At 71.5% G+C, this 12,264-nt stretch carries 14 protein-coding genes; 4 read left to right on the top strand and 10 right to left on the bottom strand.

Going from position 1 to position 12,264, the window contains the following annotated elements; translation table 11 throughout:
- Positions 1-4: 4 nt before the first annotated feature.
- The 3 genes from QSK39_RS23155 to QSK39_RS23165 all read right to left on the bottom strand — a co-directional run bounded on the left by QSK39_RS23155 (position 5) and on the right by QSK39_RS23165 (position 2,002).
- Positions 5-664 (bottom strand): lysophospholipid acyltransferase family protein, encoded by a 660-nt coding sequence (locus QSK39_RS23155; RefSeq protein ID WP_285479869.1) that lies wholly within the window; start codon positions 662-664, stop codon positions 5-7.
- Entirely contained in the window at positions 661-1,365 is a 705-nt protein-coding gene (cmk, locus tag QSK39_RS23160; RefSeq protein ID WP_284742753.1) for a (d)CMP kinase, read from the bottom strand. The genes QSK39_RS23155 and cmk overlap by 4 nt, the downstream gene beginning before the upstream one ends.
- A 91-nt stretch (positions 1,366-1,456) precedes the next feature.
- Entirely contained in the window at positions 1,457-2,002 is a 546-nt protein-coding gene (locus tag QSK39_RS23165) for a TetR/AcrR family transcriptional regulator (RefSeq protein WP_285479946.1), read from the bottom strand.
- A gap of 113 nt (positions 2,003-2,115) precedes the next feature.
- Here QSK39_RS23165 and QSK39_RS23170 point away from each other — a divergent pair, with 113 nt between their 5' ends.
- Genes QSK39_RS23170 through QSK39_RS23180 form a run of 3 tightly spaced genes read left to right on the top strand, consistent with a single transcriptional unit; the run spans position 2,116 to position 4,205 of the window.
- Positions 2,116-2,484, top strand: a complete 369-nt coding sequence (locus QSK39_RS23170; protein ID WP_285479870.1) for a DUF4267 domain-containing protein — start codon at positions 2,116-2,118, stop codon at positions 2,482-2,484.
- A gap of 36 nt (positions 2,485-2,520) precedes the next feature.
- The gene (locus QSK39_RS23175; RefSeq protein WP_284742502.1) at positions 2,521-3,003 is read left to right on the top strand and encodes a cation:proton antiporter regulatory subunit; all 483 of its coding nucleotides are present in this window, start codon (positions 2,521-2,523) and stop codon (positions 3,001-3,003) included.
- An 8-nt stretch (positions 3,004-3,011) separates the two neighbouring features.
- Entirely contained in the window at positions 3,012-4,205 is a 1,194-nt protein-coding gene (locus QSK39_RS23180; protein ID WP_285479871.1) for a cation:proton antiporter, read from the top strand.
- A gap of 61 nt (positions 4,206-4,266) precedes the next feature.
- On the opposite strand, the gene QSK39_RS23185 is transcribed toward QSK39_RS23180, so the two are convergent.
- Positions 4,267-6,099 carry a Xaa-Pro dipeptidyl-peptidase gene (locus QSK39_RS23185; RefSeq protein ID WP_502873300.1) on the bottom strand — a complete coding sequence of 611 codons (1,833 nt, stop codon included), beginning with the start codon at positions 6,097-6,099 and terminating at the stop codon, positions 4,267-4,269.
- 80 nt (positions 6,100-6,179) lie between these two features.
- On the opposite strand from QSK39_RS23185, the gene QSK39_RS23190 reads away from it, so the two are divergent.
- Positions 6,180-7,016 carry an SAM-dependent methyltransferase gene (locus QSK39_RS23190; protein WP_285479873.1) on the top strand — a complete coding sequence of 279 codons (837 nt, stop codon included), beginning with the start codon at positions 6,180-6,182 and terminating at the stop codon, positions 7,014-7,016.
- On the opposite strand, the gene QSK39_RS23195 is transcribed toward QSK39_RS23190, so the two are convergent.
- The 6 genes from QSK39_RS23195 to xerD form a co-directional block, all read right to left on the bottom strand.
- Positions 6,995-7,747: a pseudouridine synthase gene (locus tag QSK39_RS23195; RefSeq protein ID WP_285479874.1), complete on the bottom strand. Its 753-nt coding sequence runs from the start codon at positions 7,745-7,747 to the stop codon at positions 6,995-6,997. The two genes, QSK39_RS23190 and QSK39_RS23195, sit on opposite strands and share 22 nt — an antisense overlap.
- Positions 7,734-8,456 carry an SMC-Scp complex subunit ScpB gene (gene scpB / locus QSK39_RS23200; RefSeq protein WP_285479947.1) on the bottom strand — a complete coding sequence of 241 codons (723 nt, stop codon included), beginning with the start codon at positions 8,454-8,456 and terminating at the stop codon, positions 7,734-7,736. The genes QSK39_RS23195 and scpB overlap by 14 nt, the downstream gene beginning before the upstream one ends.
- A gap of 437 nt (positions 8,457-8,893) precedes the next feature.
- Entirely contained in the window at positions 8,894-9,808 is a 915-nt protein-coding gene (locus QSK39_RS23205) for a segregation and condensation protein A (RefSeq protein WP_285479875.1), read from the bottom strand.
- The gene (locus QSK39_RS23210; protein ID WP_285479876.1) at positions 9,808-10,221 is read right to left on the bottom strand and encodes a cobyrinic acid a,c-diamide synthase; all 414 of its coding nucleotides are present in this window, start codon (positions 10,219-10,221) and stop codon (positions 9,808-9,810) included. Before QSK39_RS23210 ends, QSK39_RS23205 begins: the two co-directional genes overlap by 1 nt.
- Positions 10,218-11,189: a ParA family protein gene (locus QSK39_RS23215; RefSeq protein ID WP_284742495.1), complete on the bottom strand. Its 972-nt coding sequence runs from the start codon at positions 11,187-11,189 to the stop codon at positions 10,218-10,220. Before QSK39_RS23215 ends, QSK39_RS23210 begins: the two co-directional genes overlap by 4 nt.
- A 146-nt stretch (positions 11,190-11,335) precedes the next feature.
- Positions 11,336-12,238, bottom strand: coding sequence for a site-specific tyrosine recombinase XerD (xerD, locus tag QSK39_RS23220; protein WP_285479948.1), 903 nt, complete (start codon positions 12,236-12,238; stop codon positions 11,336-11,338).
- Positions 12,239-12,264: the final 26 nt, after the last annotated feature.

Below are 12,264 nucleotides of genomic sequence, written 5' to 3' on the forward strand. Positions count from 1 at the left end.
TCCCTTATGGCGTAACGAAACCGTTTTCGGTACGCCAATCGTCCAAAGTCTTCACGAGCGCCGCGAGCTCGCCGCGCAGCTCCTCGGTGCCCTGGTCGAGCCCGGTTTTCCCGGGTCCGACCTTCGGAGTGAACGGCTCCCCCACGAGGATGTCCACCCGCGGCCTGAACCGCCGACGGCCGTCCGCCGGCTTGCGCGTGCCCCGCGTCGCGACCGGGAGCACGGTCGCGCCGGAGGCCCGGACCAGCCAGGCCGCGCCGCGTTCGGCCGCACCGACGTCCCCGGCACCGCGGGTGCCCTCGGGGAAGATCCCGATGACTCCGCCGTCCTTGAGCACGCCGACCGCGGTCATCAGCGGCTTGCGGTCGACCTCGCCGCGCTTGAGCGGGATCTGGCCGATGGCTCGCATGAACTTCCCGACGATCCCGCCGAACATCTCGGCCTTGACCAGGAACGCCGAACGCCGCGGCAGCATTCCGAAGATCAGCTGCGGTTCGATCATGGAGCTGTGGTTCGCGACCACGAGCACCGGCCCGGTGGCGGGCATGCGCTCGCGGCCGTGCACGCGGATGCGGAAGGCCGACCGCAGATGGTACCGGGCGAAGACCCGCCCGGCTTCGTGGAGCCATGCGACGGAGCCTTCCGGCAGTCCGTCAGCTTTCATCGAGCGACCTCGGCGTTGCACCCCGCCAGCAGCCCGCGGTGGCTGGCCAGTTCGCTGAGGGCGACGATCACCTGGTCGATCGACAGTTCCGAGGTGTCGACGTGCACGGCGTCGTCGGCCGCGCGCAGCGGCGAGGCGGTGCGGGTGGAGTCGAGGTGGTCGCGGCGCTCGACGCTCGCGAGGGCGTCGGCGACCGACGACTTCCGCCCGGCGGCGGTGTCCTGGGTGCTGCGGCGCGAGGCGCGGACGTCGGCCGAGGCGGTCAGGTAGACCTTGAGCGGCGAGTCCGGCGCGACGACGGTGCCGATGTCCCGGCCCTCGACGACGATCCCGCCCCGGTGCCCGACGACGTCGTCGATGATCTGCCGCTGCCGGGCGACCAGCAGCTCACGCACGTGCGGCACGGCCGAGACGGGCGAAACGGCCTTGGTGACCTCGGGGCCGCGGATGTCGGCGGCGACGTCCTCGCCGGCCAGCCGGATCTCGAGCCGGTCGGGGCTGGTGCCGATGCCGAAGTCGGTCTTGTCGGCGAGCACGGCGACGGCGGCCGCGTCGGCCGGGTCGACGCCGGCCCGCAGCACGGCGAGGGTGACCATCCGGTACATGGCGCCGGTGTCGAGGTAGCCGGCGCCGAGGCGCTGGGCGAGCTTGCGCGCGACGGTGGTCTTCCCGGTCCCCGACGGGCCGTCCAGCGCGACCACACCTCGTAGGGCTCCCGTCACCGGCACTCTCCTCGCGTTCTCGTCTCGTTCTCCGCCGGTGTCCATTCTGCCGGTCGGGGTGCGGAGGAGATCAGTCGCCCCGCGCGCCGAAGCGGGCGACCACCAGCGCGAGGCGCTCGTCACGGTGACCCGGCGACAGCCGGCGACCGCGATCCAGCGTGACGAGGCCGTGCAGCGTGCTCCAGAACACCTCGGTCAACGCGCCCGCGTCCTGCTCCCCCGCCGTCGGCTCGACGACCGCCAGGAGCTCCGTGAAGCACGCCTTCATCACCTCGGGGGTGTCGTCCTCGGCGAACCGCAGCTCCGAAGCGAGCGTGAACATCGCGTCGTAGAGACCCGGTTTCGCCTCGGCGAAGGCCAGGTACGACCCCGCCACCCCGCCGAGGCCGCCGGGACCCGCCGCCCCCAGCGTCGCGGCCAGCTCGGTGAAGCCCTCCAGCGCGGCCGCCGCCATGATCGCGTCCTTGCCGCCCGGGAAGTGGCTGTAGAGCACCGGCTGGCTGTACTCGATCAGGCCCGCGAGCCGCCGGGTGGTGACCGCGTCCCAGCCCTCCGCCTCGGCCAGCTCCCTGGCCGCGGCGACGATCCGCTGCCCTCGCTCGGTCCGGTCGCGCACACGCCGCTGTCGCTGGGTCATACGTCACATGCTAGCACTGCTAGACAAACTAGCGCCGCTAGGTTAGCGTTGCTAGAAATCCTAGCGATGCTAGAAAACTGGAGGGAACACCAATGGTCATCGCCGGCTACGTCCTCGTCGCGATCGTCTCGCTCGGCATCATCTACGTCGGCCTCAACTACCTCTTCGCGCCGGCGAAGATCGCCGCGGGCTTCGGTTTCGCCGAGGTCCCCGAAAACGCCGAAAGCTTCCTCAACGTCAAGGGCGGCCGTGACATCGGGGCCGGGCTGATCCCGCTGGCCCTGATGATCTACGGCGACCCGCACGCGCTGGGCTGGGTCATCCTCACCGCCGCCGTCTGGCCCGTCTTCGACATGCTGATCGTCCTGCGCCACGGCGGGAAGAAGGCCATCGCGTACAGCGTCCACGGCCTGACCGCGCTCGTGATGGTCGTCGCGGCCGTGCTCCTGCTGCTCGGCTGAACGTCGCGAATCGGACACGTGGGTTACGGTGGTTGGGTGAACGTCGAAGTAACCCCCCTGCCCGGCATCGGGGTCCGCAAGGACTTCAGCACCCGTACCGGCCGCCGCATCGGCGTCGTGACCCAGCGGGACGGCCACACCGAGCTCATCGTGTCCAAGGCCGACGACGCCGACGCCTGCGCCGCCTCGATCCCGCTGACCGCGGACGAGGCGGGCACGCTGGCCAACCTGCTCGGCGCGCCGCAGCTGGTCGCCCAGCTCACCGAAGAGCACCGGGACCTGCCGGGGATCAGCACGCGGCAGCTGCCGATCAAGCCGTCCGGCCCGTTCGACGGCCGGACGCTCGGCGACACGGCGATGCGCACGCGCACCGGCGTCTCGGTGGTCGCGGTGGCCCGGGCGGGGCAGGTGCACCCCTCGCCCACGCCGGACTTCACCCTCACCGGGGGCGACCTGCTGGTCTCGGTCGGCACGAGCGAGGGCCTCGAGGCCGCCGCCAAGATCCTCAAGTACGGCTGAGCGGGCCGATGGACCACACCGCGCTGTCCCTGATCGAACTGGGGGCGGTCTTCTTCGTGCTGGGCGCGCTCGGGCGCCTGGCCGGCAAGATCGGCCTCTCCCCCATCCCGCTCTACCTGCTCGGCGGCCTGTGCTTCGGCTCCGGCGGGCTGATCCCGCTGACCGACATCGGCGGCTTCACGCACCTGGCCAGCGAAATCGGCGTCGTGCTGCTGCTCCTGCTGCTGGGGCTCGAATACTCCGCGGCCGAGCTGTTCACCGGGCTGCGCCGCTCGTGGACGGCGGGCCTGCTCGACATCGTCCTCAACGCCGCCCCCGGCGCGGCGGTCGCGCTGCTGCTGGGCTGGGGCCCGGTCGGCGCGATGGTGATGGCGGGCGTCACGTACATCTCGTCGTCCGGCATCGTCGCGAAGGTCCTCGGCGACCTCGGCCGGCTCGGCAACCGCGAGACGCCGGTGGTGCTGTCGATCCTCGTGTTCGAGGACCTCGTGATGGCGCTCTACCTGCCGATCCTCACGGCGGTGCTGGGCGGGGTGTCCCTGCTCGGCGGCATGGAGGCCGTCGGGATCTCGCTGCTGGTGATCACCGTGGTGCTGGTGATCGCGCTGAAGTTCGGCCGCTACGTCTCGGCCGCCGTCGACAGCCCGGACCGCGAGGTGTTCCTGCTCAAGGTGCTCGGCGCGGCGCTGCTGGTGGCCGGGATCGCGTCGGCGATGCAGGTGTCGGCCGCGGTCGGCGCGTTCCTGCTCGGCATCGCGATCTCGGGCTCGACGGCGGAGAATGCGACGCACCTGCTGGAACCGCTGCGGGACCTGTTCGCCGCGGTGTTCTTCGTGGTGTTCGGCCTCAACACGAACCCGGCGTCGATCCCCCCGGTGCTCGGCTGGGCGATCGTGCTGGCGGTGGTGACGACCTTGACGAAGGTCGGCACCGGCTGGTGGGCGGCCCGAAGGCAGGGCATCGGGAAGATGGGCCGGGCCCGCGCCGGGGCGGCACTGGTGGCCCGCGGCGAGTTCTCGATCGTGATCGCGGGCCTGGCGGTGACGGCGGGCGCGGTGGACGGCGAGCTGGCGGCGCTGGCCACGGCGTACGTGCTGCTGATGGCGATCCTCGGCCCGACGGCGGCGCGGGTGGTGGAGCCGATCGCCCGTGCGCTGCAACGGAAGTCGGCGACGAAGACCGCCGCGGTGGAAGCGAACTAGCCGGGCCCCGATGAGGCGTCGGCGGCGCCGGACGCACCGGACGCCACACCGGGGCGCCGGGTCAGCGCAGGTCCGCCCGGCCCGCCGACGCCACGTGCTCGCCACCGCCGAGGGCCGGGTGGGTCGCCACCGCCGGGACGACTCCGGCCAGCGGGACCGACACCGACGTCTTCGCCAGGTCCAGCGCCACCCGGCCCGGCTGCGCCGGCCCGCGGATGAAGCTGCCGTCCGTGCCGCCGATGATCAACGCCAGCGCGTGCCCCTTCGGGACGATGTGGTCGGTGGACGCCAGGTCGAACGTCATCGTGTACGCCGTTCCCGGAGTCAGAACCTTTTCCTGGGACAGCGAAGCGTAGTTCGCCAGGTCCGCCCAGCCGCGGCTGAGGATCGTGTAGTTCACCTTCTTCACGTCCGCCGACGCCACGCGATAGCAAGCGTCGTCGCCCGTCGCCGAGGAGCCCCAGCAGTTCTCGGTCGTCCCCGTCTTGATCCCTTCGCCGCTGCCGGCGAAGTTGCGGATCGTCGCCGGGCCGAGGTCCACCAGCAGCGCCGAAAGCCGGGCCGACGCCGTGCTCGGCGTCGCCGTGACCGTGATCTTCGAGGTTCCGGACACCTGCAGGTCCGACGCCAGCGTCCCGGTCGAGTAGGTCAGTGCCGCGCTACCCGGGTTGGTCACCCAGGTGTCTTCGCCGACGTTCGGGTTGTCCGTGAACGACGCCGTCCCCGACGCCGCCGCGGTGCCCAGCGTCCCGCCCGTGTGCGGCCGCAGTGCCGTCGCGACCGCACCGGTCGCCGGGTACGCGCTCTGGTCCACCCACTGGTCCGGCTGCCGCTCGACGCTGGCCTGCGGCCCGTTCTGGACGCCGTTGTCGATGCCGAGCAGGTAGTGGTCGAACCAGCGGTGCAGCAGGTCGACCCAGTCGGCGCGCCGGTAGTCGAACGGGTCGACGTGCCCGGTCTGGGACAGCCAGATCTTCTTCTCGACGTTCAGCCCGCTCCACCACTGTCCGAAGTGGATCGTCTTGACGTTCAGGTCGTTGACGCCGTGGGAAAGCAGCACGCTGGCGCGCACGTTGCCCGCGTGGGTGACGTAGTCGCGGTCCGCCCACAGCGGCCCGTAGTCGCCGTTGGCGGTCGCGCCCGTCCGGAGGACCTGGTTCTGCGCCGAGCAGTCCTGCCCGCTGTTGCGCGCTTCGACCGTCTGCGCCAGCCCGTCCGGGTTGAAGCCGAAGGTGGCGCCGTCGGAGCGGTAGTAGTCGTACCAGGAGCTGATCGCCGAGATCGGCACGATCGTCTTCAGGCCTGCGACGCCGGTCGCCGCGACGCCGTTGGCGATCGTGCCGTCGTAGGACTTCCCGATCATGCCGACGTTCCCGGTGCTCCAGCCCGCGCTCACCGCGCTGCCGCCGGTCTTCGCGCTGTACCCGGTGGCGCGCCCGTTCAGCCAGTCGACGACCTTGCGCGCCGAGTCGACGTCCGACGCGCCGCCGACGTCCGCGCAGCCGGCCGAGCGGTTCGTCCCGGCCAGGTCGACGAGCACCACGGCGTACCCGCGCGGCACGAAGTAGTTGTCGTAGAACAGCGGGAACTTCACCGGCTTCCCGGCGCTGTCGTACGATTTGAGCTCGCTCTCGTTGCCGCGCCCGCAGCACGAGTAGTACGGGCTGGCGTCCATGATCACCGGCACGCGCGACACCGCCGCCTCGCTCGGCCGCACGATGTCGGCGGCGACGCGGTCGGGCTTGCCGTCGCCGTCGCCGTCGTGGCCGATGTCGACCCAGACGGTTTCGCGGACCGCCTTCGCGTAGTCGTAAACCGGTTCGCTCGCCGAGGGCGCCGCGGCGGCCGGGGCCACCGTGCCGGCCAGGAGCACCGCGAGGACCCCGCACACCACTCCGAGTCGCATGGCCGTCACGCTAGCGAGCCGGCGCCGATCACCGCCACGGCGGAAAGTCGGGGGTACGGTGGACGATCATGACGGAGTCCCTGCCCGCGGTGAGCCGCACGGCTGTCGGCGTCGCCGCTTTGCGCGCCTACGAGAGCAGCCGCCCGGACCGCCTGTTCGAAGACCCGTACGCGGCCGCCTTCTACGAGGCCGGCCGCTCGGTCCTGCCCGAGGCGAACGGCGACGGGTCGCGCGACGGCTTGGGCGCGCTCTTCGCCTCGCAGGTGGCGATCCGCACCCGCTTCTACGACGACTACCTGCTCGGCGCCGGGTGCGCCCAGGTGGTGCTGCTCGCCGCGGGCCTCGACGCGCGGGCGTTCCGGCTGTCCTGGCCGCCCGGGACCCGGTTGTTCGAGCTGGACCTGCCGGAGGTGCTGGCCTTCAAGGACCGGGTGCTGACCGGGCAGGGCGCGGAACCGTCCTGCGAGCGGGTCGTCGTCCCGGCGGACCTGCGCGAAGACTGGGCGAGCCGGCTGCGGGCCGCCGGGTTCGACCCCGGCGTCCCGACCGCATGGCTGGCCGAAGGGCTCCTCGTCTACCTGTCCTACGACGACGCCGACGCGCTGCTCACCACGGTCGGCGAGCTGTCGGCGCCGGGCAGCCGGGTGTCGTTCGAGCACCGGCCCACCGACACCCCGGAGGGACTGCTGGCCCGCGCGCGGGCGACCCCGGCCGGCGAGCACGTCACGCGGCTGTGGCTCGGCGGCCTGGGCGGCCGCGCGCCGGAGTGGCTGCACGAGCACGGCTGGGAGCCGGTGACGGTCACCCGCGCCGAGCTGGCCGAGGAGTACGGCCGCCCGGCGTCGGACGATCAGACCGCCGGCGGGTTCGTGACCGCGCGGTATCAGAGCTCGACGTTGCGGTAGAGCGCGCCGACCTCGCCCTTGGTCAGCCGCCGGATCGAGCCGACTCGCTGGTTGCCGAGCTGGACGTCGCCGACCGCCGTGCGGACCAGCTTGAGCACCGGGTGCCCGGTGTCCTTGAGCAGGCGGCGCACGATGTGCTTCTTGCCCTCGTGGATGACCAGCTCCACCAGCGACTTGCCGGAGTGCATGTCCTTGACCCGGAACTGGTCGACCTTGATGATGCCGTCCGGCAGCTCCCAGCCGTTGCGCAGCTCCTTGCCGAGCCCGCGCGGCACCAGGCCGTCGACCTCGGCGAGGTAGGTCTTGAGCACCCGGTAGGACGGGTGCATCAGCCGGTGCCCGAGGTCGCCGTCGTTGGTGAGCAGCAGCAGGCCTTCGGTGTTCTCGTCGAGCCGGCCGACGTGCACGACGCCGGGCGTCTCCTCGTAGCGGCCGGCGAGGTAGTCGCCGACGCACGGGCGGCCGCGGTCGTCCGACATCGTCGAGTGCACGCCCTTGGGCTTGTTCAGCGCGAGGTAGATCAGGTCGTCGCGCAGGTTCACGCGGGTGCCGTCGACGTGGATGATCGCCTCGTCCGGGTGCACCCGGCGGCCCAGCTCGGTGACGACCTCGCCGTCCACCTCGACCCGGCCGGCGGCGATCAGGTCCTCCGCCGCACGCCGGGAGGCGACCCCGGCCTGCGACAGCACCTTCTGCAGGCGGATGCCGTCGGGGTGTTCACTGGATGTCATCGATGGTGTCCACTTCGGGTAGCAACGGAGCGATGGCAGGCAAGTCGTTCAGTGACGACAGCCCCAGTCGCTCCAGGAACAGCTCGGTCGTCACGTACAGCGTCCCGGTCGTCTCGGGGTCGGTCCCCATCTCTTCGATGAGGCCGCGCGCGAGCAGCGTCCGGATCACGCCGTCCACGTTCACGCCACGCACCGCGGCGACCCGAGCACGGGTCACCGGCTGCCGGTACGCGATCACGGCGAGGCTCTCCAGCGCGGCCCGGGTCAGCTTCGACCGCTGGCCGTCCAGCAGGAGCTTCTCCACGAACGGGGCATAGACGTCCCTAGTGTAGAACCGCCACCCTTCACCGACTCGGCGCAGGTCGATCCCGGAGGCCCGATCGGTGAACTTCTGCGCCATGGTCCGCAGGGCGACGACGATCCGCGCCTTGGGCTGGCCGACGGTATCGGCAAGGGACTCTTCACTGGCGGGCGAGTCGACGACGAGGAGAAGGGCTTCGAGGGCGGCTTCGAGGGTCTCGTCGGAGGTGACGTCGGGCAGCGAGTCGATGTCACCGGCCGCGACGAGGTCGGACTCGGGATCGGCGGGGTCGAGGTCGACCGGCTCGGCGACGGCTTCGGCGGGGTCGAGGTCGATCGGCTCGGCGACGGCTTCGGCGGGCTCCGCCTCGACTGCGGCCGCGGGGGTGGCTTCCTCCGGCTCGGGCACACCGGCGGCGGCTCCGGCCTGAGGCTCGGACTCGGCGACGGCAGCACCATCGACCTCGGCTGCGGCTTCCTCGGGCTCGCTCGGCTCGGCGGCGGCCTCGGCGGAAGTTTCCTCCGCGACTGCACCCTCCCCGGCCGGGCCTTCCGCAGCAGCGGCCGGCTCGGCAGCGGCAGCGCCGTCGACCTCCCGCTCGGCAGCGGCTTCCGACGGCTCGGCGGCAGCAGCACCCTCGACCTCGGACTCGGCACCGGCTTCTTCGGCCGGCTCAGCGTCGGCGGGCGCGACCTCAGCCTCGGCGGAATCCTCGGCAGCCGTCTCCTCGCCCAGCGGCTCCGCCGGCGCACCGTCCTCGGTCACCGGCTCGCCGGACAGGGCCTCTTCCAGCGCTATCTCCGCCGCCGTTGCCGACGGTTCGCCGACAGTCCTGTCTTCGGGGCTCACCCGTACTCCTCTTCGTCTTCGGCGGACCGGTCCAGCTCGGCCGCCGCGGAGGCTTCTTCCTTCGAGCCGCCCGTCCAGCGGACGTGCAGCTCCGCCAGGGCCTCCGTCTGCTCGAACTGGACCGTCGCCTCGCGGTAGAGCTCCAGCAGCGCCAAGAACCGGGCCACGATCTCGACCGTGTGCTCGCAGTCGTCCACCAGCTCGCCGAACGTCGCCTGGCCGCGCTCGGCCAGCATCACCCGCAGGATCGCCGCGTGCTCGCGCACCGAGATGCGGCCCATGTGGATGTGGGCGATCGACACCGTCGGCGGCGGCTTCGGCCGGAACACCGCCACCGCGATCTCGGCGAACTTCGCCGGCGTCACGCCCAGCATCACCTCGGGCAGCAGCCCGACGAACCGCTCCTCCAGCGCCACCGACCGCGGGTAGCGCCGCAGCGCGCCCTGCTCCAACTCGCCGAACAGCGCCGCCACCTGCTTGTACGCGCGGTACTGGAGGATCCGCGCGAACAGCAGGTCACGGGCCTCCAAAAGCGCCAGGTCGTCTTCGTTCTCCACCTCGGCCGACGGCAGCAGCCGCGCCGCTTTCAAGTCCAAGAGCGTCGCCGCGATGACCAGGAACTCCGTCGTCTCGTCGAGGTTCCACTCGGTGCCCAGCGCCCGCGTGTACGCGATGAAGTCGTCGGTGACCCGGTGCAGCGCCACCTCGGTGACGTCGAGCTGGTGCTGCGAAATGAGCTGCAGCAGCAGGTCGAACGGACCCTCGAAGTTGGCCAGCCGGACCTTGAACTTCGACGTGCTCAGGTCTTCGGTGTTGACGCCTTCGGGGATCATCCCGCCGTGCACCGTCTGGTGCTCTTCGGGGACCTGTTCCTCCGGAGCCGATGCCGGGACCGGGGCCGGCTCGTCCATCAGCCCTCGGTTTCGCCGCCGTCTGAGCCGACCACCCGCAGCCGCTGCACCAGCACCGACTCGTCGCCGTGCTGGTCGAAGTCGGCCAGCAGCACCGCGACCGCCTCGCGGACCAGCCGGCCGCGGTCGACGACCAGGTCGTGCTTCGCGCGCAGCGTCAGCCGGGCCTGCTCCATGGCGACGAGCTCGTCGCCGGAGACGTACACGGTGATCTTCGCGTCGTGCTTGGTCCGGCCGGACCCGTGCGGGGCCGCGCTGCGAGCGAGCTGTTCGGTACGGCCGTCCCCGGCGGGCTTGGCCTTCTCGACGGGCTCGGCGGGCGCGGGCACCGCCTGGGGCGGGAGATCGACGGCGGGGCTGGAGGTGAGGCGGAAGAGCTCCGACGCTCCGGGCAGGGAGGCGCGCCTGCTCACCGAGCGATCACCTCGCGAGCAAGCTGGCGGTACGCCGCGGCGCCGGCCGACTTGGGTGCCCAGGTCGTGATCGGCTCACCCGCGACCGTCGTCTCGGGGAACCGCACGGTGCGGTTGATGACCGTGTCGAACACGGTCTCGCCGAATGCCTCCACCACGCGAGCCATGACCTCCTTCGAGTGCAGGGTTCTCGGGTCGTACATGGTGGCGAGAATCCCGACTATGTCCAGTTTGGGGTTGAGGCGTTCCTGCACCTTCTCGATCGTGTCGATCAGGAGCGCTACACCTCGGAGACTGAAGAACTCGCACTCGAGCGGGATGATCACGCCGTCCGCGGCGGTCAGCGCGTTCACCGTGAGCAAGCCGAGTGAGGGCTGGCAGTCGACAAGAACATAGTCGTAGTCGTTCATGACCGGACGAAGGACCCGTAACAACGTGTGCTCGCGCCCTACCTCAGCGACGAGCTGGACCTCCGCCGCGGACAGGTCGATGTTGCTCGGCAGCAGGTCAACGCCGTCGACGCGGGTTTTCATCAGCACGTCGGTGGCACTGACCGACCGCTCCATGATGGCGTTGTAGACCGTCTGGTCCAGTTCGTGCGGCTGGATGCCGAGCCCGACCGCGAGCGCGCCCTGCGGGTCGAAGTCGACGAGCAGCACCTTGCGCCCGCACTCGGCGAGGGCGGCACCCAGGTTGATGGTCGACGTCGTCTTGCCGACGCCGCCCTTCTGGTTGCACATCGCCATGATCTTGGCGGGGCCGTGGTGGTCCAGTGGCGCCGGTTCGGGGTGCTCGCGGATCGGGCGGCCGGTCGGCCCGATGCCCTCGAGCTTGACCTTCTTGCCGTTGCGCTCCTGCGGTTCGTCGCCGTCGTGGACCGCCGGGGTCGCGATCTTGACGTCGTTGAGGTTCGCCGCCGCCGACCCGGCGGACTCGGCCGGGTGGGCCGGCTGGTTCGGTGTCGACATGGCGAGAAGGCTCCTTGTTCGTCGCGTCCGCCGCAGCCTATGCGCGGAGTCGGAGCCCCGGCAAAGCAACGCGCCGGACTCGACGGGGCAATGTCACTCGACCGTCGGTCCAGCGTAGGAAGGCCCTTCAGGCTCTATAGGGCCATCTAGCCCAACGCCCGCGGGTGCGCCGTCGCGTACACCTCGCGCAGGGTGTTGACCGTGACCAGCGTGTACACCTGCGTCGTCGTCACCGAGGCGTGGCCGAGCAGTTCCTGGACGACCCGGACGTCCGCGCCGCCCTCGAGCAGATGCGTGGCGAAGGAGTGGCGGAGCGTGTGCGGCGAGACCACTGCGGTGATCCCGGCCCGTCCGGCGGTGTCCTTGAGGACCTGCCACGCGCTCTGGCGCGAGAGCCTGCTGCCGCGGGCGTTGAGGAACAGCGCCGCGGTACCGCGGCCGTGGGCGGCGAGCGCCGGTCGTGCGCGGACGGTGTAGGCGTGCAGCGCGGCGAGCGCGGGACGGCCGATCGGGACGAGGCGCTGCTTGCCGCCCTTGCCGTCGAGCAGGACGGTGCGCTCGACGTCGTCGACGTCGTCGACGTCCAGGCCGACCGCCTCGGAGATCCGCGCGCCGGTGGAGTAGAGCACTTCCAGCAGCGCCCGGTCGCGCAGCGGGCGTTCGCCGTCCGGCGGCGGGGTCTCGAGCAGCCGCAGGACGTCGTCGACGGGCAGGGCCTTGGGCAGCCGCTTCGCCGGCGTCGGCGGCCGGACCTCGCGGGCCGGGTTGTGCTCGGTGAGGCCTTCGGCGTGGGCGAACTTGTGCAGCCCCCGCACGGCGACCAGCGCCCGCGCGGCCGACGACGCGGCCAGCGGCTGGTGTTCGCCGTCGCCTTCCCGCAGCGCGGCGCCGAAGGACGTGACGTGCGCGGAGGTGACGTCGGCGATCTCGGCGACGCCCCCACCGTCCAGGTGCGCGACGTACCGGCGCAGGTCCCGGGCGTAGCTGTCCAGGGTGTTGCGCGCGGTCCCGCGTTCGACGACCAGGTGGTCGAGGTACGCGGCGATCACGTCGGCCGTGCGGTGCGGGCTGGAGG

The sequence above is a fragment of the Amycolatopsis sp. NBRC 101858 genome, from assembly GCF_030269325.1.
Classification (GTDB): Bacteria; Actinomycetota; Actinomycetes; order Mycobacteriales; family Pseudonocardiaceae; genus Amycolatopsis; species Amycolatopsis ponsaeliensis.